This is a genomic window from Gallaecimonas zhanjiangensis, assembly GCF_057624825.1.
The window spans coordinates 3,296,892-3,320,235 of the sequence record NZ_CM172603.1 but is presented as its reverse complement, the minus strand read 5'-3'; the positions used below and the strand labels follow the sequence as shown (position 1 = coordinate 3,320,235).

Here is a 23,344-nt window from a genome sequence, read left to right as displayed (position 1 = left end):
CAATCGGGAAACCAACGGAATATTCAGTACCTAACAAGGGACCCTGGCCGGCAAAGCCGCATTTGTGCTTCTTTGTCCTGCCGATTGCCCCGGGGGGCCGAGTAAAGGACAATGCCCCCAGTTGTGGAGGACGACACCCTATGATGACAGCCTGGGCGCAGAAATTTACCGAGCTGCTGACCCGTCTGGGAACGGCGCGGTTCAGTATCGCCCTTTTCAGCCTTATTCTGCTGGTGAGCCTGGTGGGAACCAGCACCACCGATATCCTGCTGCACGGCAACGTCACGGTTTACGACCTGCTGACCCCGCTGCTGCTGACCCTGCTGACCGCGCCCTGGATCCTCTATTTCTTCCTGGAAATGATTGCCCAGCTCGAGCGTTCAAGGCGCCACCTCTTCCAACTGGTCGAGCAGCTTGAGCAGCTGCGCGAGCAGGACAAAGTGCTTAACCAGAGCCTCAAGGACAAGGTCGAGCAGCTCAACTTCGAGATAGACGAGCGTAAAAAGGCCGAGTTTGCCCGCCAGGACGCCATCGACCGGCTGAGCCTCGAGGTAGTGGAACGTAAAAAGACCCAGGAATCCTTGGGTGAACAGACCGCTCTGCTGCGCTCTTTTATCAACTCCTCGCCGGACATGATTTATTTTCGCAACGAGAAGGGCATTTTCTACGGCTGCAACAAGGCGGTAGAAGAGGTGACCGGCAAGAAGGAGCAAGAACTTATTGGCTTGTCGCCTTTCGAGGTGTACCCCAACGAAGTGGCGATGCGGGCCATCGAAACCGACAAGGTATTGTTTGCCAACAACCAGCAGGTGACTTACGAGCAGTGGCTGCAATACCCCGATGGCCGCAAGGCGCTGTTTGAGATGCGCAAGGTGCCGTTTTTCTCCGCCTCGGGCCGGCGCCTGGGGCTGCTGGGCTTTGGCCGCGATATCACCGAGCGTAAAAAAGCCGCCGACGCCCTGGAAAAGGCCGCCAGGGAAAAGACCCAGTTTATCGCCACCCTCAGCCACGAGCTGCGCACGCCGCTGAACGGCATCGTTGGCCTTGCCAGGATGCTCAAAGACACCGAGCTGACCGAGCAGCAGCGCTCTTACCTCAACACCATTTATGTGTCGGCCGAGACCCTGGGTAACCTCTTTAACGACATCATCGACTTGGATAAAGCCGACCGGCGCCGCTTGACCATAGTGCCGGACTCCCAGGACCTGCCAGCCTTTGTCAAAGACCTGGCCAACCTGGCCGAGCTGATGGCCCAGCAAAAAGGCCTTGGCTGGCAGTTTGAATGCCAGGGCGAGATGCCGCAGCGGGTGCAGATGGACGCAACCCGCACCCGCCAGGTGCTGTGGAACCTGTTGGGGAACGCCGTCAAATTCACCGAGCAGGGCAAGGTGGGGCTGGCGGTGAAGGTAGAGCCGGCCCCCACCGGCAGCACCCGCCTGGCCTTTACCGTGACCGACACCGGCATCGGCATTCCCAAGGCCGAGCTGGATAAGATTTTTGCCATGTATTACCAGGTGGAGTCGGGTGGCAAGAAACACGCCACCGGCACCGGTATCGGGCTGGCAGTGTCTCGCAACCTGGCCGAGGCCATGGGCGGCGAGCTGGACGTGCAATCGGCGCCCGGCAGGGGCTCGTCCTTTACTTTGACCTTAACCCTGCCGCTTTGCGACAAACCCAAGGCGCTGCCCGCCGAGGAACCCGCCGCCCAGCGCAAGCTCGACATCCTGCTGGTAGAAGACATCGAACTCAACGTGACCGTTGCCAAGGCGCTGCTCACCAAGCTTGGCCACCAGGTGACTGTCGCCATGGACGGGCAGGCAGCCCTTACCGCCTGCCAGCATCATCTGTTTGATCTGGTGCTGTTGGATATTCAGCTGCCGGATATGACCGGTTTCGAGGTGGCCTGTGCGCTGCGCGAAGAAGAGCGCTTTGCCGAGCTGCCCATCGTGGCGCTGACTGCCAACGTCATCAAAGACAAGGACGAGTACCTGGAGAACGGCATGGACGACGCCATTTCCAAGCCGTTGTCGGTGGCCTCGGTGAGCGCCATTATCGACGAGTTTTATGGTGAGCCTGGGGCGGTATTGGCCACCCGCCGCGAAACAGAGGAAGACGAAGACAAACTGCTGGATACCGATATCCTCAGCCAGTTTGTCGAGGCGGTTGGCGCCCCCATCATGCAGCAGTCGGTAGACCTGTTGGAAAACCAGATGCCTGACTACCTCAAGGTGCTCGAATCCAACCTGATGGCCGGCGACAAGAAAGCCACCTGCGAGATGGCCCATAAAATCAAAGGGGCAGCCGCGGCCGTGGGGCTTAAGCGTATCCAGCAGTTGGCCAACCATGCCCAGCACGGCGAGGCCCCGGCCTGGGACGAGAACATTCACGAATGGGTGGATGAGATAGTCGAGCAGTGGCAATCAGACTTGGCGCTGCTGCGCCAGTGGCTCGACGAGCGCAGTTAACCGGCCACAAAAAAGCCGCCCTAAGGGGCGGCTTTTTTGTTCTTGCTTAGTCTCAGACAGCGGTCTCAGTGGCTTCGATTTCGCCACAGAAACGGTAGCCTTCACCGTGGATGGTGGCGATGATCTCCGGGGTTTCCGGCACAGATTCAAAGTGCTTACGGATACGGCGGATGGTTACGTCTACGGTACGGTCATGGGGCTTGAGCTCGCGGCCGGTCATTTGCTTTAGAAGCTCGGCGCGGGTCAGAATTTTACCGGGGTTTTCGATAAAGAACTGCAGGGCGCGGAACTCGCTGCGGGGCAGCTTGAAGCTCTCGCCTTTGGGGCTGACCAGAGAGCGGCTGTTCACTTCCAGAGACCAGTTGTTGAATTTGTAACGCTCGATTTCCGAGTGTTCTTCCGGCTTACCGCTGGCCAGGGTACGGCCTAGCAGGTTGCGGGCACGGATGGTCAGCTCACGGGGGTTAAAGGGCTTGGTGATGTAATCATCGGCACCAATTTCCAGGCCCAGGATCTTGTCGACTTCATTGTCGCGACCGGTCAGAAAAATCAGACCCATATCTTTTTTCTCGCGAATTTCGCGAGCCAGCAACAGGCCGTTTTTACCCGGCAGGTTGATGTCCATGATCACCAGATCGATAGGATGGTTGGCCAATACATCATGCATCTCGGCGCCGTCACTGGCTTCCACCACCGCGTAACCTTCTGCTTCGAACAGGCTTTTAAGGGTGGTGCGAGTTACCGTTTCGTCTTCAACAATGAGAATATGAGGGGTTTGCATGGGCTTACCTAATTTTAGGACTCAAAATTTTGCATCAACAATGGGCAAGGACTAACTAATGTACGTTCTGAGATTTTAGCAACGAAGCGCTGACAATCCCTTAAATCCACACCGACAACTGCTAACTTGGGTTCTACCTATTCAATAAAGTTCAGCCGGCACTGCCGAACTCCAGTAAAACCCCTTCGATGCTCAATTTTTGTCCTTGCTGTGGGGCGAGCAGTATAAGCGATGTAACAGCGGCCTAACAAGCTGACGCACTAGGCTAAAGACTGTTACAAAGCCTAAAATAATCATAAAGTTCTTTGCCGGAAAGCACGATGGATCAATGGCTGTTGTATCAAAACACAGTGTTTCTGATGCCAAAGCCCCTATCGAAGCGTTTGGACTTTGCCATCGTCACTGCTCACAACCCCAGGGGAAAGCTGCTCAGCGAGCAGGCCAATCACCATCGGGACCTGCAATTGGCCGCTGAACTCACCGCCGCTGGCGTCAAGGCGCAAAGCCTTTGGGGCTGCTCGCCAGACCTTAAGCATCGTGAGAAATCCTGGGCGCTGGTGATGGCGAAAACCCCGGCCCTGGCCCTTGGCCAGAAGCTGGAGCAGAACGCCATCTTCTGGGTGCAAAACGACGAGTTATACCTGCTGCCTTGCCTGCTGGAACAGCCGCCTTGCTTCCTGGGGCTCTTTTCCGAGCGTATTGTGGAATGCCCCACGCAGGGCTGAGGCTTTTTTTACGCCGGGCTTTGGCGTAGCGTGAACAAAAACGCCAGAAAGGCGGTAAGAGGAAATCATGTCAGGAAAAGTGGCCACCTTCCCCCGCGTGCAAAGCATGCCAAGCAGCCTGTCCAATTTGCTGGACCAGGCCAGGGGCGCTTTTGAAAGCGAGCCATTCCCGACAATTAAAACCCGGCGCCAATGGCTCGAGACCCTGCGCCTGCTGCTGGTAGAGAATCAGCAGCAGTTAAGAGAAGCCATCGACAGCGACTTTGGTGGCCGAAGCCCCATGGAGACCAGCCTTGGCGAGCTGCTGCCCGCCATTGAAGGCATCGACCATCACCTTAAATACCTGCGCTTTTGGCTGCAACGAGACAACCGCAGCCCCGGCTTTAGCCTGTGGCCCTCCAAAGCTTGGGTGGAGTATCACCCGCTGGGGGTGGTGGGGGTGATGGTGCCCTGGAACTACCCCTTGTATCTCGCCATAGGCCCGCTGACGGCGGCGTTGGCGGCCGGTAACAGGGTGTTGGTGAAAATGTCCGAGCACACCCCGGTTACCTCGGCGCTCTTTGCCCGGCTGATTGGCCAGTATTTTTCACCGGCGGTGGTGCAGGTGGTCCAGGGGGATGCCAAAGTGGCGGCGGCGTTTTCGCGGCTGCCCTTTGATCACCTGGTGTTTACTGGCTCAACCGCGGTGGGCCGCATGGTGATGCATGCCGCTTCCGAGAACCTCACGCCGGTGACCTTGGAGCTGGGCGGCAAATCGCCGGCCCTGATTAATGATGATGTGCCCTTGGCGCTGGCGGCCGAGCGGCTGTTATTCGGTAAATGCTTCAACGCCGGCCAAACTTGTGTGGCCCCCGATTACGTGTTAGTGCCCAAAGGCAAGGGCGAAGCCCTGGCCGAGGCCATGCTGGCTGGCTTTAACCGCCGCTACCCGGACTGGCAGGACAACGGCGATTACTCGTCAGTCATCAACGGCGCCCAATACCAGCGGCTCTGTGGCTACCTGGATGAGGCCAGAAACGCCGGGTGCAAGTTGCTGCACAGCGGGCCTGATAGAATAGACAGCCGCCAGCGCCTGGGGCTGCACCTTGTTATCAACCCACCGCTTGGGTTGGCGGTGATGCAAGAAGAGATCTTCGGGCCGATTTTGCCCATTATCGAGTACGACAACCTGGCCCAGGCCGTGGCTTTTATCCGAGCGCGCCCCAAACCACTGGCTTTTTATCCTTTTTCATTTAAAAAGAAAGTGCAGCGGCGCCTGTTGGATGAGATACATGCCGGTGGGGTTTGTATCAACGACACCCTGTTGCAGGTGGCGGCACCGGACCTGCCCTTTGGCGGCATAGGGCCGTCTGGCATGGGCCACTACCATGGCAAGGAAGGGGTGCTTAGCCTGTCCAAGGCCAAACCGGTGCTTAAACGCGGGCGCTGGACCCTGAATGCAATGATTTACCCGCCCTACACCAAGGGCGCCTTGAAAGCCTTTTTAACATGGATGCTGAGGTAGGCTGCGGCTTACCCGGCGGTGAAATTGTGATGTACCGTTACCTGCAGATGGGCAAAACCGACAAGGTGCATGGCTGGCACCCTTGGCTTATCGGCAGGCAGTGAGGGGGAAAGATGCCTGAGATTTGCGTCTCCATAGAAGCGTTAAAAGTGGGTGACTTGGTCATCCGAATAGAAGAAAGCACAGGCTATCGACTGAAAAAATCCGGCCGTATCCAATCACCTCAGGACATCCTGGCGCTGCGTAGCGCCGGGGTCAGCAGTGTCTGGATAGAGCCGCGCACCGAGCAAAAAGAAGAAGCGCCAGCCCCTGATACATCCGCTGCCAGTGAAGAGGCGCCGGCGGTGTCTGGTAGCGTGGCCAAAAGCCGCACCTTTTACGCTAAGGCCCGCGACCAGATGGCCGACTTCTACTCTCTGGTGTCGGATGGCGGCATCCCGGATGTGGAAGTGGCCCAGCAATATGCCTCCACCTTTGTTGACGGCGCCCTCAAGCACCCCACTACCTTGTCCTGTTTGACCCGAATCCGCGAAAAAGACGCCTACCTGATGGAGCATTCTTTGAATGTGTGCATCCTGATGGCGATTTTTGCCAACCACTTGGGCATTGCCAGGGAAACCATCGACAAGCTGGCTCTCGGCGCCCTGCTGCATGACCTTGGCAAGGTCATGGTGCCGGAAACCATCTTGATGAAACCTGGCAAGCTCACCGACGCCGAATTCGAGGTGATGAAAAGCCATGTGGTCCACTCGGCGGCCATCCTCGCCGAAGAAAAAGATCTGCCGCCAGAGGTGATGGACGTGGTGGCCAACCACCATGAGCGCATCGACGGTAACGGTTACCCCAAAGGCAAGTCGGGTAAAGAGGTGTCCATGTACGCGCGGATGGTGAGCATTGTCGATGTCTACGACGCCCTTACCGCCGAGCGCTGCTACAAGGAAGCCATGGCGCCAACCAAAGCCATGCGGCTACTGATGGAGCTGGCTGGCAGCCATTTTGACGACAACCTGGTGCGCCAGTTTGTGCGCTGCATGGGGGTGTATCCGGTGGGCAGCCTGGTTAGGCTCAAATCTGGCCGCTTGGCGGTGGTGGTGGAGCTTAACCCCGAGTCGGCGCTTAGGCCCAAGCTCAAGGTGGTGTATTCCATTGCCAGCCATTCCCACCTGCCGGTACAGAATCTCAACCTGCTGTTTTCCAGCGATTCCATTGAAAAGGCCGAAGACCCCAGCGAATGGAGCATCGACGTGGCCCGTTATCTGCTCTGAGCCGACAGGGAACTTGATCCAGCGTAATATCTCGCCCTTGCTTTCTGATTAGGCTTTCCATGCGAATTTTTGCGTGGAATGCCTATGTCTCCCGTTGCCCCTTTTTCGTTAAGCGCCGAGCCCACCGTTGGCAGCATCATCAGTGGCGGCTTGCTTAGCTGCCCGCCCGCCACCACGGTGCGCGACGCCTGCCGCCTGATGCAACAGGCCAAGGTCAGCTGCATCTTGGTGCAACAAGGCGATGAGGTGCTGGGCATTTGGACCGAAGGCGACGTGCGCCGCCTGGATTTAGCCTCTCCTGCCAGTCTCACCACGCCCATCTCCACCTTGATGCACGCACCGGTAAAAAGCGTGCCGGCAACGCTTCCTTTGGGGCAGGCCGCCAACCTGCTAAAGCGCCACCAGGTACGGCGGCTGTTGGTACTGAACGAGGCCGAGCAGCCGGTGGGCATGTTGACGCAATCTGACATCATCCGTTTTCAAGGGGTTGAGCATTACCTGTTGATGCGCGACTTGGCCAGCACCCTGCGCCGCCCGGCGGTCAAGGTGCCGGCGGGAGAGAGCGTTGCTACCGCCCAGGCCTTGATGGCCGAGAAATGCGTCGATGCGCTGGTGGTGGAGCGCCCCGATGGCTGCCAGGGCATTATCACCGAGCGCGACTTGGTGGCCTGGGTGGCCGAGCCGTCCGGCCATTGCCTGGATGACATTGCCACCTATCCGCTTTTTTCCATGCCAAGCGGCGCCGGCCTGATGCTGGCGGTGCAAACCCTTCAGCAGCAGCACTACCGGCACTTGGGCGTGCTGGACGCCAGCGGCGACCTTTTAGGGCTGCTGTCCTACAGCGATGTGCTGGCCAATATCGAGTACGAATACGTCAACCAGCTGCGCCGCTTGCTGGACGAACGAGACACCGCCCTGCGGCTCTCGGTGGAGCATCTGCGCCTGGCCACCCAGGTGATCAACGCCTCTTTGGACGGCATCATGATCACCGCCCCCGACGGCACCATCGAGTCGGTTAACCCCAGTTTTTCACAGATGACCGGCTACCAGCAGGACGAAGTGGTGGGCAAGACCCCGGCGCTGCTGAGCTCGGGCCGCCACGGCGACGATTTTTACCAACTGATGTGGCGCCAGCTTGAAGAGCAGGGTTTTTGGCAAGGGGAGATCTGGAACAAGCGCAAAAACGGCGAGGTGTACCCCGAGTGGCTGACCATCACCGCCATTCACGACGACAGCGGCGCCGTCTGCAAATACGCCGGCATCTTTACCGACATTACCGACCGCAAGCAAAAAGAAGCCCGCATCCAGTCTCTGGCCTATTTTGACGAGCTGACCGGGCTCCCCAACCGGCGCCTTTTTACCGACCGGCTACGGCTGGCCATTGCCAATGCCCGCCGCCATCGCCATCAGGTGGCATTGCTGTTTGTGGATTTGGACCTGTTTAAGCGCATCAATGATTCCCTCGGCCATCTGGCCGGCGACCGGGTGCTTATCGAGGTGGCCCGTCGCCTTGAGAAAACCGTGCGTGAAGGGGACTCGGTGGCGCGGCTGGGGGGCGATGAGTTCACGGTGCTGGTGCCAGAAATCGACAGCCTGGGCGGCCTGGAATGCCTGGCCCAGCGCCTGATTGACGCCATCTACGAGCCTATGCACATCAACGGCCGGGCGCTTTTTGTGTCAGCCAGTATCGGCATCAGCCTTTTTCCCGGTGACGGCAGCAATGAAGAACAGCTGCTGCGCTTTGCCGACACCGCCATGTACCGCTCCAAGGAGCTGGGGCGTAACAAGTTTCGCTTTTATAACAGCGAGATGAGCGAGCGCACCCGCCAGGAAATGCGCCTGGAAGAACGGCTACATCACGCCCTTGCCAAAGGGGCGCTCAAGCTTCATTACCAGCCGAAAATCAACCTCGCCAGCGGGCGCCTTGAAGGGCTGGAGGCCCTGCTGCGCTGGTATGACGACGAGCTGGGCCAGGTGTCTCCGGCCGAGGTTATTCCCCTGGCCGAGCGGCTGGGGCTGATTGAAACCCTGGGCACCCAGGTGCTGGAGATGGTGTGCGCGCAGCTTCAAAAGTGGCAGCATCTGGCCCGAGTGCCGGTGGCGGTAAACCTCTCGGTGCTGCAATTGCAGTCGGACCATTTCCTGCGGGTGCTGGACCACTGCCTGAGCCGCTACCAGATAGCCCCTGAGCTGATTGAGCTGGAGATAACCGAGAGCTTTTTTATTCCCGAGCGGGCCGAGGCGATGCTGGCCATGCTCGAAGCCATTCGCAGCCGAGGTATTCGCCTCTCCATTGACGATTTTGGCACCGGTTATTCGTCCCTCGCTTACCTTCGCAAACTGCCCATCAATGCTCTGAAACTGGACCGCAGCTTTGTCCAAAACCTGCCGGGCAGCCAAGGGGAGGTGGAGATAAGCCTAGCGGTACTGGGGATGGCCCGTGGCCTTGGGCTGGAGGTGATAGCCGAAGGGGTAGAAACGGCGGCCCAGGCCGAGTTTTTGGCCAAACACCACTGCCAGCAGGCCCAGGGTTTTTATTTTTCAAAGCCGCTGCCGGCCGACGCGGTGCCGCGCTGGCTTGAAGGGGAAACCTCAAGCCAATAAAAAAGGGGCCAAATGGCCCCTTTTTTTAAATGCGGTTATCAGTCCCGCTCGATGGCCAGGGCAACCCCCTGGCCGCCGCCGATGCAAAGGGTCGCCAGGCCTTTTTTGGCGTCCCGCTTGAGCATCTCGTGCACCAAGGTGACCAGCACCCGGCAGCCGGAGGCGCCGATGGGGTGGCCAATGGCAATGGCGCCGCCGTTCACGTTGACCTTGCTGGTGTCCCAGCCCAGCTCTTTAGCCACCGCCAGAGATTGGGCGGCAAAGGCTTCGTTAGCCTCAATCAGATCCAAGTCTTCTACCTTCCAACCGGCGCGGGCTAGGCAGCGTTGGGTGGCGGGGACTGGGCCAATACCCATGATGGACGGGTCTACCCCGGCATTGGCGTAGGCTTTGACATGGGCCAGCACTTCCAGGCCCAGCTGCTGGGCCTTTTCGCGGCTCATCATCACCACGATGGCGGCGCCGTCGTTGATGCTCGACGCGTTACCGGCGGTCACGGTGCCGTCCTTTTTAAAGGCCGGGCGCAGTTTAGCGAGGCTCTCGGCGGTGGTGCCAGCGCGGGGGCCTTCGTCGGTATCAAAGACCAGGGGGTCGCCCTTGCGCTGCGGCACCTTGATGGGGGTGATTTCGTCTTTAAAGCGGCCGGCTTCAATGGCGGCCGCGGCCTTTTGCTGCGACTGGGCGGCAAAGGCGTCCTGCTGCTCACGGCTGATGTCGTATTTCTCGGCCAGGTTCTCGGCGGTGATGCCCATGTGGTAATCGTTGAACGCGTCCCACAGGCCGTCGTTGACCATGGTGTCCACCACTTGGGCGTTACCCATGCGAAGGCCGGTACGGGCGCCAGGCATGATGTAGGGAGACAGACTCATGTTTTCCATGCCGCCGGCAATCACCACGTCGGCGTCGCCGCAGCGGATGGCCTGGGTGGCCAGGTGCAGCGCCTTAAGGCCACTGCCGCACACCTTGTTGATGGTCATGGCCGGCACCATGTTGGGCAGGCCGGCGTGAATGGCTGCCTGGCGGGCCGGGTTTTGGCCACAACCGGCGGTCAGTACCTGGCCGAGCAGCACTTCATCTACCTGGCTGCCGTCGAGGCCAAGCTTGGCCAGGGTTTCCTGGATAAGGGTGGCGGCCAGTTGCTGGGCCGGGATCTGGCTGAGGCTTCCTTGGAAGCCGCCAACGGCGGTACGGGTTGCTGCGACTATTACTACGTCCTGCATGCTATCTCCTTAACGGGCGACATGCGCCAACAGGTTGGGGGAGTTGAGCCATGATGCCGTCTCTTTGTGTCAATTTGGAATAGTCCATTAGTTACAAGCCCGGCCCATGCTAGAATGCGCGCCCGGGTTTGGGGGTAACTGATGAGCGATTACGACACCAGATTTGGCGGCATTATCCGGCTCTATGGCCAAAGTGCGGCCAATGTACTGAAACATAGTCATATTTTCGTGGCCGGGATCGGCGGCGTCGGCACTTGGGTGGCCGAGGCGCTGGCCCGCAGCGGTGTGGGTGCCATCACCCTGGTGGACATGGACGATGTCTGTACCACCAACACCAACCGTCAGATCCATGCCCTGACCACCACAGTGGGTCTTCCTAAGACCGAGGTCATGGCCGAACGTATCCGCCTAATCAATCCCGATTGCCAGGTGACGGCCATCGATGATTTTGTCACCCCGGAAAATGTAGCTGAACTTTTGGCTGCTGGCTTTGACTATGTGATTGATGCAACAGACTCTTTGGGCGCAAAGGCGGCCATGATCGCCCATTGCAAGCGCAACAAGATACGCATCATCACCATAGGCGGCGCCGGTGGCCAGGTTGACCCGACCCAGGTGCAGGTGGCGGATCTCACCAAAACCATCCAAGACCCCCTGGCCCGCAAGTTAAAAGAGCGCTTGCGCCGCAACTACCACTTCTCCAAGACCCGCAAGTTCGGGGTGGACTGCGTGTTCTCCTCGGAAGCCCTCAAATACCCCAAGCCCGACGGCACCGTGTGCGCCACCAAGCAAGCCGACGGCTCCATGCGCATGGACTGCGCTTCGGGCTTTGGCGCCTCCATGGTGGTCACCGCCACCTTTGGCCTAGTGGCGGTGGCGAAGGTCATCGAAAAGCTGACCGGCGTTAAGCCCTAGCACTTTGGTGCTTGGCGGCCACCGTCAGCACCACGGCCAGCACCATGCAAAGCACACCAGCCAAGGTGGCGCCGTCTGGCCATTGGCCGCGAAGGGCGTAGCTGTAGCCAAGGCCGGTGAGGATCTCAAAGGCCGCCATCGGCCCCATCAGCACGGTCGGCAGGCGCTGGCTGGCGGCGTTCCAGCACAAGGTGCCCAGCCAGGAGCAGAGCACCGCAATGGCCAGCATCAGCGCCACAAAGATGCCGGGGCGTGGCCCCAGCGGCAGAGGAAACTGTGGCTGCTCAAGGTGCAGGTAGAGGCTTGCCAGGGCAAAACCCAGCAGGGATAACGGCAAGGTGGCAAGGCCCTGGGCCGTGGCCCAGGCCGCCGGCGAGCGCCTTGGGTTGGTGCGCAGCCAACGGGCATTTTTAAGGGCGTACCAGCTCCAGCAGGCCACCGCAAAAAACGCCAGCAACAAACCTTCCAGATAGTGCCCGCCGCCAAGGCCGGCCGCGCCGCTCTTGAGCTCACTGATATTGACCAGCACCAACCCGGCCAGCATCAGCGCCACTGCCGCGCTCATTACCGGCCAACGCAACTGCCCTTCTTGGTCGCGGTATAAAACGTTGGCGGCCAGGGCAATCACCACCGGCAAGGTGCCCACCACCATGGTGGCGATGGGCGTGCCCACCCGCAGCACGGCGCCGGCTACCCCGCAGTAATACAAAAGGTTGCCGATAAGGGCCAGCAGCAGCGCCAGCTGCCAGTCGCGCCGGCTAAGGGTGGCGAGCGCCCGGCGCTGCTGCCAGGCAAGGGGCAGTGCCACCAATCCAAGGGCGAGATAGCGGCCGGTCGATTGCAAGGGGGCTGGGTAGTCGGGCACCAGCAGGGGGCCGATAAAGATAAGGCCCCACAATAGGCCTGCGGCGATGGCGTACAACACTCCGGCAAACATGCACTTCCCCGATAACAATACCTTGCCAGCCTACCAGCGGCAGGGCGCGCCGTATTGTAGGAGATTGCTACCGGCCAAAAACCTGCTGGCGGTAGCGTCCCGGGGTGGTGCCGTAGCGGCTGGTAAAGGCGCGGGTCAGATGGGCCTGATCGGTCAGGCCCACGGCGGCGGCCACCAGCGCCAGGGGTTGGCCCTTTGCCAGCAGGCATTTGGCGCGGTACAGGCGAATGGCCATCAGCATTTGCTGGGGAGTAACGTGGCACTGGTGCTTGAATTGGCGTAGGAAGTGATAAGGGCTGAGCCCGGCCTGCTGGGCCAGCTCTTCAAGGCGAAGCGGGCGGTGATAGTCGCTGTGCATAAGCGCGGTGACCTTGGAAAAATCATGGCGCCCTTCTGGCGCTGCCGGGCGCGACTTGGCAAAGGGGGCGCACAGCGCCACCAATTCCAGCAGCAGGCTGTGGGTGGCCAGCGCATCGCTATTTTGCCAAAGGGCGCCGAGGAGGGCAGAGAGCCGGCGGGTGCTGCCGGGGTGGCTTTGCAGCACCTCGCCAAAATGCCAGTCTGGGGCGCCGCCGAGGTTTTCCACCAGCGCCGGCGGCAGGTAAATCATCCGGTAATGCCAGCCGTGCTCGCTGGCGCTTTGGCCGGTGTGCAGTTCATCGGGGTTCATCAGTACCAGGGCGCCGCTGCCGGCCAGGTGGTTGGCGCCTCGGTAGCGAAAGCGCTGGGCACCACGGTCAATCAGGCCTATGCCAAAGGCCTGGTGGGTGTGAGGGTCAAAGCTGTGGCGGTCGATATGGGCCTGGTACAGCTCCACCTCTGACACCCCGGCCAGGGCCTTGAAATCGGCTCGGTCGGTTTGGCTGGCAAAATGCGCCGGCACCCCGTCCATGGTTAGGCAAGGCCCTGTTCGATGCGTTCCAACATGGCGTAAAGGCCGTTGCTGCGGCTGGGGCTTAAAAAGCGGGCAAGGCCTGCCTGCTCGAAGGCTTGGCGGGCGTTCACCGCCTGGGCATCTTTGACAGGCAATCCCTCAAACAGGCTGAACAGCAGCGCCATCAACCCTTTGACGATGCGCGCTTCGCTGTCGCCGCGCAGGTTGACCCGGCCCGTACTGGTGTCAAGGTGCAGCCATGTTTTGGCCTCGCAGCCGCTCACTTCATCATTGACGGATTTGCTGTCCAGCAGCGGCAGGGTGCGGGCCAGGCTCAGCAAAAAACGGGTGCGACCTTCGAAGTGCTTCTCGGCGGCAAAGTCGTCGAACAGGCTCATGCCATCTCCTGAAATAGTGCTATCGCCTCGGCCAGGGCGGCCAGGCAATGTTGCAGCTCCTGCTTCGTATTGTAGGGCGCAACCGCCAGGCGCAGCGAGCCCGGTAAGCCCAACAGCTGATGCAGTGGCTGGGTGCAGTGGTGGCCAGCCCGCACCGCGATGCCCTTACCGGCAAGGTAATGGGCCAGATCGCTATGGTGCACTCCGTCGGCGCTGATGGACACCAAACTCACCCTCGGCCCCTGGCCCAGCACCTTGACCGGCAGCGCCGCAAGGCCGTCCAGCAACAAGGCGGTGAGCTCGGCTTCGTAGGCTGATGCATCGAGGGTTCGCAGCATGTTTGCCGCCGCCCCCAGGCCGATTATCTCGCTGATGGGGCCGGTGCCTGCTTCCAGGCGGTGGGGCAGGGCATTGAAGGTGACGCTGTCAAAGCTCACCTTGCTGATCATCTCCCCGCCCCCCATAAAGGGCAGCAGCTCCCCCAGGCTCTCAAGGCGCCCGGCCAGCACTCCCACCCCGGTAGGGCCAAACATCTTATGGCCGGAGAAGGCGTAAAAATCGCAGCCGATAGCCTGGATATCCACCTTGAGGTGGGCAATTGCCTGGGCGCCGTCGATAAGGGTCAAGGCCCCGGCCTGGCGGGCCTTGGCGCAGATAGCCTCCACCGGGTTAATCAGCCCCAGGGTGTTGGACACATGGCAGCAGGCCACCAGCTTGGGTTTGTTGGCCAGCAGCGCCTCATAGGCAGCCATGTCCAGGCTGGCATCGTCCTTTAGGGGAATAACTTCGATAACAGCGCCGGTGCGCCTGGCCAGCAGCTGCCAGGGCACCAGGTTGGCGTGGTGCTCCATGGCGCTGACCAAGATCCGGTCCCCGGGCTGGAAGTAATCAATCAGCCCCCAGGCCACCAGATTGATGGCGGCGGTGGTGCCGCTGGTAAACACCACGGCCCGGCGGTCGGCGGCATTGATCAGGCTTTGAATGCTGTCCCTGGCCGCTTCCACGGCGCTGGTGGCGCGCTCGGCCCAGCTGTGGCTGCCGCGATGCACATTGGCCCGGTATTCGCGGTAGTAGCTGTCCATGGCGTTAAGAACCGCCTCAGCGGTTTGGGTGCTGGCACCGTTGTCGAGGTAGATCTCGGGCTGGCAGAGGCTGGGAAATTGGGCGCGAAAGGCGATGGGGTCGAACATAACAAGGGCCGGGCCTGGGCACAAAAGTGCATTGTCGGCAAAGCGATGGGCGGGCGCAAGTGCGCCCGCCGCGGTCAGGGGCGGGCCTTTTGGCCAAACAGCACTTGTTTGCCCTGCTCGGTAACAGTAGCGCGGTTGTTGCTCACCGCCTCGCCTTTGGCGTAGGCCCTGAGGGTGGCCGGGCGCTTGGCGATGGCCTCGAACCAGCGTTTGAGGTTGGGGAACTGGTTGAGATCCTGCTGCTGGCGCTCATGGGGCACTATCCAGGGGTAGCAGGCCATGTCGGCGATGGAGTAGTCGCTGCCGGCAATAAAATCGCGGCCTTCAAGGCGCTTGTTGAGCACCCCGTACAGGCGGTTGGTTTCGTTGACGTAGCGGTTGATGGCGTAGTCGATTTTCTCCGGCGCATAAACACCAAAGTGGTGGTTTTGCCCGGCCATGGGGCCAAGGCCCCCCACCTGCCAGAACAGCCATTCGTTGACGGTGTTGCGTGCCCGCACATCCTTGGGCCAGAACTGGCCGGATTTTTCTGCCAGATACTGCAAGATGGCGCCGGACTCGAACACCGTGATGGCCTCGCCACCATCGGCCGGGGCATGGTCGATGATGGCCGGCATGCGGTTATTGGGGGAGAAGGCCAGAAACGCGGGTTTGAACTGGTCTCCAGCGCTGATATCCACCGGCACGATGCGGTACTCAAGGCCGGCTTCTTCAAGGAAAAGGGTGATTTTGTGGCCGTTGGGGGTGGGCCAGTAGTAGAGGTCTATCATCTGCGGCTCCCGTGGCGTTGTCGCCTGTTGCTGGGCGGTTTAGTCGGCGGTCCAGACCTGATTGCGGCCATGGTGTTTGGCCTGGTAGACCGCCTGGTCGGCCCGTTTTACCAAGGCGGCGGGGTCTTTGTCATCCGCGTTGACGGTGGCAACCCCGATACTCAATGTTGCGCTAAATTGCCCCAGGCGGCCGTCGTCCAGGGCCAGGGCGGCAAATTGCTGGCACAGCTGCTGGGCGGCCTGGTTGGCGCCCTCGGCGCGGGTGCCGGTCAACAGCACCAAAAACTCCTCGCCACCGATGCGCCCGGCCACATCGGTGCGCCTCAGCGACTGGCCAAAGAGCGCGGCCAGGGCTTTTAGCACCTCGTCACCCACCGGGTGACCATGGCCGTCGTTAATGGCCTTGAAGTGGTCAATGTCGATAAGCAGCAGCGAAAAGGGCGTTTGGTAACGCTGGTATTGGTGGAAGGTATCGTCGATGACCTTAAACAAATGCCGGCGGTTGAAAAGCCCGGTCAGCTCGTCGGTGATGGACAATATCCGCAGCTGCTCTTCAAGGTGCTTACGTTCGGTGATGTCGGTAATGATGCCGTGCCAGAGGATGGTGCCGTCTTCGAGTCTCTCCGGCACCGCGTTGCCCTCCACCCAGATCTGCTTGTCATCCAGTTTGACCCGGTACTGGCAGTGCCATTTGCCCAGGGTGCGGGCAGAGCTGCGGATGCTGTCGGCTACCGCTTCGGCGTCATCGGGGTGGCGCCGCTCAAACACCAAGCTGGCGTCAGAGGTGACCTGCTGCGGCGACAAGCCGTAAATGGCGCGGATCCCTTCGCTGGCATAGGGGAACCAGGAGTGGCCGTCAGGGCCCAGGGCGTATTGGTAAATCACCCCCGGCACGCTTTGGGCCAGTTTATTGAGGCGCTCTTCGGTCAGGCGCGACTCGGTGATGTCGATATGGGTGCCGGTAACCAGCAGCGGTTTGCCGTCGCTGTCGCGGCTGGTGAGCTGGCCCCTGTCGTGTACCCACACCCAATGGCCGTCCTTGTGGCGCAGCCGGCAAATCTGCTCGTAATAAGGCAGCTTGCCGGCAAAATGCAGGGCCAGTTTTTCGTCGGAAAAGGCAATGTCGTCGGGGTGGGCCAGGGTCTTGAACACCTCGCCGCTCATGGGCTCGAGCTCGGCCCGGGTGTAACCGAGCATCTGCGCCCAACGCTCGTTGATGCGGGTTTGGTCGGTCTGCACGTTCCACTCCCAGGTGCCAGCCCGGGTGCCGTTGATAATGGCTTCAAGGCGAGCGTTTTGGTCCCGAAGCTCGGCTCTGTCCTGGACGGTGCTGGAAACGTCTTTGATAAACACCAAAAAGCCGATGGGGCTTTGCTGCGGGTCAAGGCGCGGCTCCAGGCTCACTTTCAGGTGCCGGGTTTCGCCCAGGTTGCTGCGTTCGACCTGCAAGCCGGCAAGGCTGGCCTGAGGGCTGGTGGCCAGCGACACAAGGTAAGGGGCAAGGGCTGGTAGCAGCTTCGCCAGAGCCAAACCCTCGGGGCGCTCTACCCCCAGCGCCTGGCAGGCGGCAGGGTTGGCAAAGCTCACGCTGTGCTGTGCATCGGTCAGCAGCACCCCTTCGCCGAGCTTATCGAGGATAAGGCCCAGTTCCTGGGGTGAGGTGTTCGATGGGATGGGCGAATGCAAAGGCGGTGGCTACCTGGGAAAAACTAAGGAAGGGTTTCGAGTCTGCCTGAGGGGGCGCGGGGCTGTCCAGCTTCCCAGGCGGCCTGGCCACTGGCAAGGCCCATGGCGTAACCGGCCTCAAGGCGGGCTTTGTCGGTGGTGGTGCGCCCTACCTTAAAGCCCTCGCCTGGGGCTATCACTCGCACTTTGCAATCGGCCGGGGGCTGCTCGATAAAATCGATGGCGGCGTTGTAGCTCAGATGGCGGTTGACCATGGCCTCGGCGAGCGCCGGGTAACCTGCCAGCAGCCTTTTGGTGAGCCAGGGCGCCTTGCCGGGCTTTTTGCGATAGCCAAGGGGCCGCGACAGCACCACGGTTATCTCCCGCGCCCCTTTGTTGTAAGCCTCTATAACCGGGATGGAGTCGGCCACACCGCCGTCGGTCATGGCAATGCCGTCAAGGCAGGGGTTGCTTCGGTAGGCAAGGGGCACGGCGCAGGAGGCTTTGAGTAGCTGCTCCAGGTTGCCCGCATCGGCTTTGATATAGGCGGCCTTGCCGTTATCCACCCGGGTGGTGACCACATAAAGGGGCACCGGCTGGGCGGCAAAAGCGTCGATATCCAGGCGGATTTCACGGATGGTCACCTCCCACAGCCAGTCGAGGTCGAGCCAGTGGCCGCCTCTTAAAAAGCGGCCAAGGGAGATAAACTCGGGCCGGCAGGAGTAGTCGGTGATCACCTTGTAGTTTCGGCGCTGCTGCCCGGCCAGCCAGGCGGCAAGGTTGGTCGAACCGGCCGAGACCCCCAGGCAAAAATCGAAGGGGCGGTAGCGGTGTTCTAAAAAGGCGTCGAGGACGCCGGTGGCGAAGATGCCGCGCATGGCGCCGCCTTCCACCACCAGCGCCCGGCTGGGCTGCTGCATCGTTGGTCCTGCAAGGTTTTTGGCCAGTGTACCCAAAGCCGGGCTCGACTTAACCCAGTAAATGGCTGTTGCCTTGCCAGAGGCTGAAGGTCAGCAAAGCGGCAAAGCTCACCCAGGCAAAATACGGCACCAGTAGCCAGGCCGCCAAGCGGCTTACCGGGTAAAAGCCGCGAATGCAGGCGCCAATCAGCACCAGCAGCGCCAGCACATCCAGCATCGCCAGGGCGCCCTGGTGCCAGCTGAAAAACAGCCAGGACCACAGGGCGTTGACCCCCAGTTGCAGCAAAAACAGCCGCTGCGGCCACTTTTGTTTGCCGGGGCTTTGGCCGTAGCGCCACAGGGACAGGGCCATCATCAGGTACAGGGCGGTCCAGACCGGGCCGAACAACCAAGGGGGCGGCGCCCAGGACGGCTGGCTAAGGCTGGCATAAAAGACGTTGGCATCCACCGATGCCATGGCGCCGAGGGTGCCGGTGATGCCAACCAGCACCAGGCAGACAAGTAAAGACAGGAGTTTGTGTGGTGAGCTCATAAGATTAGCGCCATTTTTTCAGGCTCTTACGGCGCTAATCAGCCTTTGGATCGCCGCTATTTCACCACCAAGGTGCCGCGGTACATGTTCATCTGGCAATGAAACACATATTCCCCCGGCGCCAGGGGCGGCAAGGTGAGGGTGTAGGGCTTGCCGATGGGCAGTTCGACGCTGGCGTCCACCCCGTCAAACAGCACCCACTGGGCGCAGGCTGCGGCGTCTTTTCGCAAAAAGGTCAGGGTGATGGGCTGGCTGGCCGGGCGCACCGGCCGCTCGGGCTCGTACACGCCGCCGTCCACGACTATGGTGGCCTCGCTATTGCCTGGGGTGGCTTTGCTGGCGCCCTTGCGGGGCCAGAACCAGAACACCACAAAGGCGATGGCCAGCAGGCCTATAAGGTTGACTAACATGCTGCCTCCTTGATGGCGGTAAAGATAAGCGCTTCTTTTTCCAAGACATTGCCAAGGATGGTCACGCTGCGCTCGGGCCTTTTTTGCCAACTGACCCGAAAACCACCGCTCTCAAGGGCGCAGGCGAGCTCGGGGCCGTCAAAAAAACAAAAGCCCTCGGCAAACTGAGGCTGGCCGGCCATGGTGGCCCTGGAACGTACCCCCAGCACCAAAGTGCCGCCCAGTTTCAGGCAGCGGTTAAGCTGCGCCAGGGCTGGCGCCAAGGGCTGCCAGAAATACGCGGTGTTGATGGTCAGCACCTTGTCAAAAAGCTGGGCTGGGGTAAAAGCCAGCAGATCGCCCTCCATAAAGGCAAGCTGCGGGTGAGGCTTTTCGCGGGCAGCCGCTACCATGGCGCTGGCGCTATCAAGACCCAGGTAGCGGCAATGGGGCAAGCCGGCCAACAGCTCCGCCGCGTGGGCGCCGTTGCCGGGGCCCACTTCTAAAAGCTGCTCGCCGTCCACCAGGGCCAGGGCCTCTTGGCAGTACTGGATGATTTGCGCATTGGTCTTATTCATTCCTTCGGCCACTTTCAGGCCAAGGGCGCCTTCGGGCTGGCGCAGCTGGCGGCCCAGTTCCTCTGGGGTCACGCTCATGCTTTGCCTGCCCCTTTGAAAAAGCGCAGCCGGTTGGCGTTACTGACGACCGTAACCGAAGACAGCGCCATGGCCGCCCCTGCCACCACTGGGCTGAGCAGCAAGCCGGTGAAGGGATACAACAGGCCCGCCGCCAGGGGAATGCCCAGGCTGTTGTAGATAAAGGCGCCGAACAGGTTTTGCTTGATGTTACCGATGGTGGCGCGGGAGATGGCGATGGCGTCTTCCACCACCAGCAACGAGCCGCGCATCAGGGTTAAATCTGCCGATTCCATGGCCACGTCGGTGCCGGTGCCCATGGCCATGCCTACGTTGGCGGCGGCCAGGGCCGGGGCGTCGTTGATGCCGTCGCCGACCATGGCAACGCTGCGCCCCTCGCCTTGCAGCCGGGTGATGGTCTCGGCCTTTTGCTCGGGTAGCACTTCGGCTATTACCTCGTCGATACCGAGCTTGCGGGCCACCGCTTCGGCGGTGCCCTGGCGGTCACCGGACAGCAGCACCAGCCGCAGCCCTTGTTTTTTAAGGCCATCAAGGGCCGCCTGGGTGTCGTGCTTGATGGGGTCGGCCACGGCAAAGACCGCCAGCAGTGCATTGCCACGGGCCAGGTACACCGGGGTGGCGCCTTGCTCCATCATGGCGTTTGTTGCGCTTTCGCCAGCATCCAGGGCGATGTGGTACTCGGCCATCAGCTTGTGGTTACCCAGCAGCAGCGGCGCGCCATCGAGGCTGGCTTTGACCCCTTTGCCGGCCAGGGTGTCAAAGTCGTCCAGGGTAGCGGCCTCTACCTCCCCGGCCCATTCCAGCAGGGCACTGGCCAATGGGTGCTCGGAGCCTTGCTCCAGGGCTTTGATCAGGGGCTTGATGTCGGTGTCGGTAAAGGTATTGACCTCCACCACCTGGGGCTTGCCCTCGGTGAGGGTGCCGGTTTTATCCAGCACCAGGGTGTCGATGTGGCTGAGGGTTTGTAGCGCTTCGCCGTTACGAATAAGCACGCCAGCCTCGGCGGCCTTGCCGACCCCCACCATCACCGACATCGGTGTGGCAAGGCCCAGGGCGCAGGGGCAGGCGATAATGAGCACCGAGGTCAGCACCACCAGGGCGTGGCTGACCGCCGGGGCTGGCCCCAGGTTGTACCAGACCAGGGCGGCGACCAGAGCCAGCACCATCACCACCGGCACAAACACGGCGGCAATGTTGTCGGCCAGGCGGCCGATACTGGGCCGCGAGCCCTGGGCCTTTTTCACCTGCTCGATGATGCGGGCAAGAGCGGTGTCCTTGCCGACACCGGTGGCGGTAAAGACCAGGGTGCCTTTTTCCAGCAAGGTGCCGGCTTTGAGGCTGGCCCCGGCGGCCTTTTCCTGGGCCAAGGGCTCGCCGGTGAGCATGCTCTCGTTAACAAGGCCGCTGCCTTCAACCACTTCGCCATCCACCGGCACTGTCTCGCCGGGGCGCAGCCTAAGCTTGTCGCCCTTGGCCACCGCCGCGACCGGGATGTCTGACTCTTGCTTGCCGCGGATCACCCGGGCGGTCTTGGCTTTGAGATCCAAGAGCCGCCGCAGTGCCTGAGAGGTTTTGCCCCGGGCCCGGGCTTCTAAGGCCTGGCCCAGGTTGATAAGGCCGACGATCATCACGCTGGCTTCAAAATAAAGGTGGCGCGCCTCGCCGGGGAAGCTTTGGGGCAGCAGCAACACCGCCATGGAGTAGAGCCAGGCGGCGCCGGTGCCAAGGGCTATGAGGGTGTCCATGTTGGCCTGGTGGTGGCCAAAGGCCTTGAAGGCGCCCCGGTAAAAGTGGCCACCGGCCAGCACCATGATGGCCAGGGTCACCAAGCCAATCAGGCCCCAAACTATCCGGCTTGTGGGGCTTATTGCCATCATCTCGCCGCCCAGTAGCCCCCAGAGCATTAAGGGAACACCCAGGGCCAGGCCGGCGCCGCATTGCCACCAGAGCTTTTTCAGGTGAGCCGCTTCGGCTTGGGCTTGGGTGTCCAGATCGCTCTCGTCGTCGCCGCTCAGCTCACGGGCGTCGTAACCGGCGGCCTGAATGGCGCTAATAAGGGTGGCGCTGTCGGCGCTGCCATCAATATGGGCGCTGCGGTCGGCCAGGTTGACCTGGGCCTGGTCCACGCCATCGACCCCGTCCAGGGCCTTTTCGATGGTGCGTACACAACCGGCGCAGCTCACCCCCAGCAGCGCCAAGTGCACATGCTGGCTCATGGCTTACTCCTTGATAAGTTCGGCGGTAAAGCCTGCGTCTTCAATGGCTTTGATAACGGCGGCGCTTGCGGCGGTGCCGGTTACCTTGGCCTGATGCTCGGCAAGGCTGACCTCAAATTCGCTGACGCCAGCCAGTTCGCCCAGGGCAGTTTCAACGGCGCTGACACAGCCGCCACAGCTGATGGACGGCAGGGCAATATGCATGGTGTTGGACATAACAACCTCCTTGGATGATGCCCTTAGGCTAAACCCTGGAGTTGGTTCAAGGTCAAGTGCTTGAGTGAAGACGCTCTGTTGATTATTATCCGCGCAGCCAAGGAGGGCTTATGTACTGGATTATCCTGCGATTTCTGCTGTTTACCTTATGGCTGTTCCCACTGTGGCGGGGCTGTCGCAAACGCCACAGCGACGACAAACCCTGGCTGTTTATCCTGCTGTTAACCTTGCTGACCCTGGCCTGGGCCGAACTGGCTCCCACCCAGGAATGGCAAACCTTGCTGCTGTGGTTTTTGCTGCCTTGGCTCAGCCTGATGGTGAGCCGGAGCGGGCGTTAAAAAAGGGCCCGCAGGCCCTTTTTCAGAAGTGGTATTTGACCAGCAGGTTGGTCACGCTCTGGGTGGTTTTAAAATCGTCGGTGTCTTTGATACCGAAGCGGTGCTTCCAGTAGTCGTACTCGATACCCACAAACAGCTTGTCCTTTTTCAGCCCCAGCACCTGGCCCAGGTCGTATTTGAGCTGCGGGTTGAAGTGGAAGTTGTGGTGATAGCTCTGGTCGCTGTCCACTACCCAGTCGATGAAACCGTCAAAGACGATTTGGCTTTGGCCAACCGGAAAGTGCATGCGCCAGGTGGGGGTAACCTGAAAGGTGTCACCGTCGTGGCGGCCACGGGGCAGGCGCTTATAGAAGTTGAGCTGGAAGTAATCGAACCCCGGCAGTTTGAGATCAAAACCCGGGCCCACCAGCAGGGTGTTGACGTTGCCTTCACCAAACTCGTAGGTGGTGGCCAGCAGCACATCGCTTACCACGCCAAAAGACAGGTCCTTGCCGGTCAGCTTGCCGGCGCTAAAGCGCGGGCTGAATTCGCCGTACAGGGTTTTGTTGTCGCCTTTGACGCCGTTGAAACGGGTGCCGTCGGTAAAGAAGAACACATCGCCGAAATCCCAGCCTGAGGCGTGCTCGAAGGTCAGGGTCTGTTCGGTGCTGGGGTTAACGGTGAAATGCTGGCCGTACAGGTAGGTCAGGCTGTTGTCTTGCCATTGCATGCCAGCAAAGGCGGCAGGGCTGGCCAAAACGCTGGCCAAAAGCAGTGCGCGCATC

General features: G+C 60.8%; 20 protein-coding genes and 2 pseudogenes. 8 read left to right on the top strand and 14 right to left on the bottom strand.

Translation table 11 applies throughout. From position 1 onward, the window contains the following. The first annotated feature begins 140 nt into the window (after positions 1-140). Positions 141-2,465, top strand: a complete 2,325-nt coding sequence (arcB, locus tag AC22G1_RS15740; RefSeq protein ID WP_487314204.1) for an aerobic respiration two-component sensor histidine kinase ArcB — start codon at positions 141-143, stop codon at positions 2,463-2,465. A 52-nt stretch (positions 2,466-2,517) separates the two neighbouring features. On the opposite strand, the gene arcA is transcribed toward arcB, so the two are convergent. Next, entirely contained in the window at positions 2,518-3,246 is a 729-nt protein-coding gene (gene arcA / locus AC22G1_RS15735) for a two-component system response regulator ArcA (protein WP_050657719.1), read from the bottom strand. 359 nt (positions 3,247-3,605) lie between these two features. Here arcA and AC22G1_RS15730 point away from each other — a divergent pair, with 359 nt between their 5' ends. From AC22G1_RS15730 to AC22G1_RS15710, 5 genes and pseudogenes are all read left to right on the top strand, one after another. Then, the gene (locus tag AC22G1_RS15730; protein ID WP_170163980.1) at positions 3,606-3,971 is read left to right on the top strand and encodes a DUF3293 domain-containing protein; all 366 of its coding nucleotides are present in this window, start codon (positions 3,606-3,608) and stop codon (positions 3,969-3,971) included. A 67-nt stretch (positions 3,972-4,038) separates the two neighbouring features. After that, positions 4,039-5,475 (top strand): coniferyl aldehyde dehydrogenase, encoded by a 1,437-nt coding sequence (locus AC22G1_RS15725; RefSeq protein ID WP_487314203.1) that lies wholly within the window; start codon positions 4,039-4,041, stop codon positions 5,473-5,475. A 113-nt stretch (positions 5,476-5,588) separates the two neighbouring features. Continuing rightward, complete coding sequence (locus AC22G1_RS15720; protein WP_123420316.1) at positions 5,589-6,740, top strand: HD-GYP domain-containing protein; 1,152 nt, start codon at positions 5,589-5,591, stop codon at positions 6,738-6,740. A 78-nt stretch (positions 6,741-6,818) separates the two neighbouring features. Beyond that, positions 6,819-7,358, top strand: a pseudogene (locus AC22G1_RS15715) (CBS domain-containing protein); the annotation flags it as partial. 111 nt (positions 7,359-7,469) lie between these two features. Next, the gene (locus AC22G1_RS15710; protein WP_487316736.1) at positions 7,470-9,344 is read left to right on the top strand and encodes a putative bifunctional diguanylate cyclase/phosphodiesterase; all 1,875 of its coding nucleotides are present in this window, start codon (positions 7,470-7,472) and stop codon (positions 9,342-9,344) included. Between the two features lie 38 nt (positions 9,345-9,382). Here the strand turns inward: AC22G1_RS15710 and AC22G1_RS15705 are convergent, their stop codons facing one another. Then, on the bottom strand, positions 9,383-10,564 hold the full coding sequence (locus tag AC22G1_RS15705) for an acetyl-CoA C-acetyltransferase (protein ID WP_487314202.1): 1,182 nt from the start codon (positions 10,562-10,564) through the stop codon (positions 9,383-9,385). Positions 10,565-10,705: 141 nt separating this feature from the next. Here AC22G1_RS15705 and tcdA point away from each other — a divergent pair, with 141 nt between their 5' ends. Next, positions 10,706-11,479 (top strand): tRNA cyclic N6-threonylcarbamoyladenosine(37) synthase TcdA, encoded by a 774-nt coding sequence (tcdA, locus tag AC22G1_RS15700; RefSeq protein ID WP_417362018.1) that lies wholly within the window; start codon positions 10,706-10,708, stop codon positions 11,477-11,479. Here tcdA and AC22G1_RS15695 read toward each other — a convergent pair. The 11 genes and pseudogenes from AC22G1_RS15695 to AC22G1_RS15645 all read right to left on the bottom strand — a co-directional run bounded on the left by AC22G1_RS15695 (position 11,469) and on the right by AC22G1_RS15645 (position 22,242). Beyond that, entirely contained in the window at positions 11,469-12,416 is a 948-nt protein-coding gene (locus AC22G1_RS15695; RefSeq protein ID WP_487314201.1) for a DMT family transporter, read from the bottom strand. The genes tcdA and AC22G1_RS15695 overlap by 11 nt on opposite strands. Before the next feature lie 67 nt (positions 12,417-12,483). Beyond that, positions 12,484-13,308 carry an AraC family ligand binding domain-containing protein gene (locus AC22G1_RS15690; protein ID WP_487314200.1) on the bottom strand — a complete coding sequence of 275 codons (825 nt, stop codon included), beginning with the start codon at positions 13,306-13,308 and terminating at the stop codon, positions 12,484-12,486. A 2-nt stretch (positions 13,309-13,310) separates the two neighbouring features. Further along, positions 13,311-13,688: a SufE family protein gene (locus AC22G1_RS15685; protein ID WP_487314199.1), complete on the bottom strand. Its 378-nt coding sequence runs from the start codon at positions 13,686-13,688 to the stop codon at positions 13,311-13,313. Further along, positions 13,685-14,878 carry an aminotransferase class V-fold PLP-dependent enzyme gene (locus tag AC22G1_RS15680; protein ID WP_487314198.1) on the bottom strand — a complete coding sequence of 398 codons (1,194 nt, stop codon included), beginning with the start codon at positions 14,876-14,878 and terminating at the stop codon, positions 13,685-13,687. Before AC22G1_RS15680 ends, AC22G1_RS15685 begins: the two co-directional genes overlap by 4 nt. Before the next feature lie 74 nt (positions 14,879-14,952). Continuing rightward, a complete protein-coding gene (locus tag AC22G1_RS15675; protein ID WP_487314197.1) occupies positions 14,953-15,648 on the bottom strand; it encodes a glutathione binding-like protein in 696 nt (231 codons plus the stop codon). A gap of 39 nt (positions 15,649-15,687) precedes the next feature. After that, a complete protein-coding gene (locus AC22G1_RS15670) occupies positions 15,688-17,334 on the bottom strand; it encodes a sensor domain-containing diguanylate cyclase (protein WP_487314196.1) in 1,647 nt (548 codons plus the stop codon). A 23-nt stretch (positions 17,335-17,357) separates the two neighbouring features. Further along, complete coding sequence (locus tag AC22G1_RS15665; protein ID WP_487314195.1) at positions 17,358-18,233, bottom strand: patatin-like phospholipase family protein; 876 nt, start codon at positions 18,231-18,233, stop codon at positions 17,358-17,360. A 49-nt stretch (positions 18,234-18,282) separates the two neighbouring features. Further along, positions 18,283-18,765, bottom strand: a complete 483-nt coding sequence (locus AC22G1_RS15660; protein WP_487314194.1) for a TspO/MBR family protein — start codon at positions 18,763-18,765, stop codon at positions 18,283-18,285. Between the two features lie 56 nt (positions 18,766-18,821). Then, positions 18,822-19,175, bottom strand: coding sequence for a cupredoxin domain-containing protein (locus tag AC22G1_RS15655; protein ID WP_487314193.1), 354 nt, complete (start codon positions 19,173-19,175; stop codon positions 18,822-18,824). After that, positions 19,169-19,810, bottom strand: a complete 642-nt coding sequence (locus AC22G1_RS15650; RefSeq protein ID WP_487314192.1) for a class I SAM-dependent methyltransferase — start codon at positions 19,808-19,810, stop codon at positions 19,169-19,171. The genes AC22G1_RS15655 and AC22G1_RS15650 overlap by 7 nt, the downstream gene beginning before the upstream one ends. After that, a pseudogene (locus AC22G1_RS15645) lies at positions 19,807-22,242 on the bottom strand (heavy metal translocating P-type ATPase). The gene AC22G1_RS15650 and the pseudogene AC22G1_RS15645 overlap by 4 nt, the downstream one beginning before the upstream one ends. A 110-nt stretch (positions 22,243-22,352) precedes the next feature. On the opposite strand from AC22G1_RS15645, the gene AC22G1_RS15640 reads away from it, so the two are divergent. Continuing rightward, positions 22,353-22,580 (top strand): hypothetical protein, encoded by a 228-nt coding sequence (locus tag AC22G1_RS15640; protein WP_487314191.1) that lies wholly within the window; start codon positions 22,353-22,355, stop codon positions 22,578-22,580. A gap of 22 nt (positions 22,581-22,602) precedes the next feature. On the opposite strand, the gene AC22G1_RS15635 is transcribed toward AC22G1_RS15640, so the two are convergent. Further along, positions 22,603-23,343 (bottom strand): outer membrane protein OmpK, encoded by a 741-nt coding sequence (locus AC22G1_RS15635; RefSeq protein WP_487314190.1) that lies wholly within the window; start codon positions 23,341-23,343, stop codon positions 22,603-22,605. Position 23,344 lies beyond the last annotated feature (1 nt).